Here is a 2,500-nt window from a genome sequence, read left to right on the forward strand (position 1 = left end):
AATGCCACTCTGAAGCTGCAGTAAAGGTGCACGGGGTCTTTCCGTCTAACCGCGGGTACTCCGCATCTTCACGGAGAATTCAATTTCGCTGAGCATATCCTGGAGACAGTGGGGAAGTCGTTACGCCATTCGTGCAGGTCGGAACTTACCCGACAAGGAATTTCGCTACCTTAGGACCGTTATAGTTACGGCCGCCGTTTACCGGGGCTTCAATTCGGAGCTTGCACTCCTCCTCTTAACCTTCCGGCACCGGGCAGGCGTCAGACCCTATACGTCGTCTTGAAGCCGACTTAGCAGAGTCCTGTGTTTTTGCTAAACAGTCGCTACCCCCTGGCCTGTGCCCCCTCATACTGCTTGCGCAATGTGAGGGCCTCCTTCTTCCGAAGGTACGGAGGCAATTTGCCGAGTTCCTTCAGGATACTTCTCTCAAGCGCCTTGGTATACTCTACCTGACCACCTGTGTCGGTTTCGGGTACGGTCTATACGGTGGGGCTATTTCCTGGAACCATTTCGAAGCCACTCCAATCCAATAAGGAGTGACAACACACATGATCCGTCACACACCACCAGGCCCACGAATATTAACGTGGTTCCCATCGACTACCCCCTTCGGGCTCGTCTTAGGGGCCGGCTCACCCTGCTCAGATTAGCTTTAAGCAGGAACCCTTGGTCTTTCGGCGAGAGGGCATCTCACCCTCTTTGTCGCTACTCATGTCAGCATTCGCACTTCCGATACCTCCACGACCCATTACCAGATCGCTTCTCAGGCCTACGGAACGCTCCGCTACCGCTCGGACCGAAGTCCGAACCCTAAGCTTCGGTGCATCACTTTAGCCCCGTTACATCTTCGCCGCAGGAACCCTTGTTTAGACCAGTGAGCTGTTACGCTTTCTTTAAAGGATGGCTGCTTCTAAGCCAACCTCCTGGTTGTTTTGGGATTCCCACATGCTTTCCCACTTAGTGATGACTTGGGGACCTTAGCTGTAGGTTAGGGCTGTTTCCCTTTTGACGACGGACCTTAGCACCCGCCGTCTGTCTGCCGAACAAGTCTCGCTGGTATTCGGAGTTTGGTTAGAATTGGTAGATCTCGCGACCCCCGCATCCATCCAGTGCTCTACCCCCAGCGGCATACATTCGACGCTCTACCTCAATAGATTTCGCGGAGAACCAGCTATTTCCCGGTTTGATTGGCCTTTCACCCCTAAACACAACTCATCCGAGAATTTTTCAACATTCAACGGTTCGGTCCTCCAGTGCGTGTTACCGCACCTTCAACCTGGTCATGCCTAGATCACCGGGTTTCGGGTCTAATTCATCGAACTCAATTCGCCCTATTCAGACTCGCTTTCGCTGCGCCTACACCTAACGGCTTAAGCTTGCTCGATAAACTAAGTCACTGACCCATTATGCAAGAGGTACGCTGTCACCCCCTAAAGAGGCTCCAACTGCTTGTAAGCATTCGGTTTCAGGTACTGTTTCACTCCCCTCATCGGGGTGCTTTTCACCTTTCCCTCACGGTACTGTGTTCGCTATCGGTCATGTACGAGTATTTAGGCTTGGAGGGTGGTCCCCCCATGTTCAGACAGGATTTCACGTGTCCCGCCCTACTCGAGTCCTCATCCATCACTTTCGCATACGGGGCTGTCACCCGCTATGGCCAGTCTTTCCAAACTGTTCTGCTAGTTGAAGATGAGGCACTGGCCTGGTCCGCGTTCGCTCGCCACTACTAACGGAATCTCGGTTGATGTCTTTTCCTCCAGGTACTGAGATGTTTCAGTTCCCCGGGTTCGCTTCACCAGATCTATGTATTCAATCTGGGATACCTTATCCACCTCGCCTGCCATCCGATCGCCCAGTTACCTGAACTTTCGGACACCAGAAGAAATGGTGAAGGTGGGTTTCCCCATTCGGAAATCGCCGGATCAAAGTTTGCTCACAACTCCCCGACGCTTATCGCAGCGTGCCACGTCCTTCATCGCCTGTACATGCCAAGGCATCCACCAAATGCTCTTACCTCACGCTTGAGAATCCACACCATCAACGACAGACCTGCATAAAATCTGCGCTGTCTTTAAGGTGCGGACGATAATCTCAGCCAGATATTACATCTGTAAGTGACACATCAGATCACATCGCCTCGAACCTCGCGGCCCAACGCAGATGCAAACCAATGCACCACGGCATCGATTAAAAACCCATTCACAATGTCAAAGAAGCAGCAGAAGTAACCCTTCCGCACACCTGCCTTGCAGCAGGATATCGTGTCTTCATCCCTGGAGTATTCTTGGTTGCGATCGCCTCGCCTGCGGTGAGCCTTCCCACCATTCGATGCCGCGAAGCGGCGAGAATGGTGGAGCCTATCGGGATCGAACCGATGACCCCCTGCTTGCAAAGCAGGTGCTCTCCCAGCTGAGCTAAGGCCCCTCATTAAGGGAACTCGATCTAAAAGCAGACTCTATGTAAAGCGCCAACGAAGGCAAAGCCTTCGCAAGGCCGACCG

Annotated in this window: 1 tRNA gene and 1 rRNA gene (1 of these 2 running past the window's edge); both read right to left on the reverse strand. The window is 53.0% G+C overall.

The window, feature by feature from the left end:
- Positions 1-2,023: ribosomal RNA gene (locus AC3WLM_RS06720) — 23S ribosomal RNA — on the reverse strand (it extends 784 nt beyond the left edge of the window).
- A 325-nt stretch (positions 2,024-2,348) separates the two neighbouring features.
- Positions 2,349-2,424 (reverse strand) — tRNA-Ala (locus tag AC3WLM_RS06725).
- Between the last annotated feature and the right edge of the window lie 76 nt (positions 2,425-2,500).

It is taken from the genome of Novosphingobium sp. FW305-C-30-35 (genome assembly GCF_058783135.1).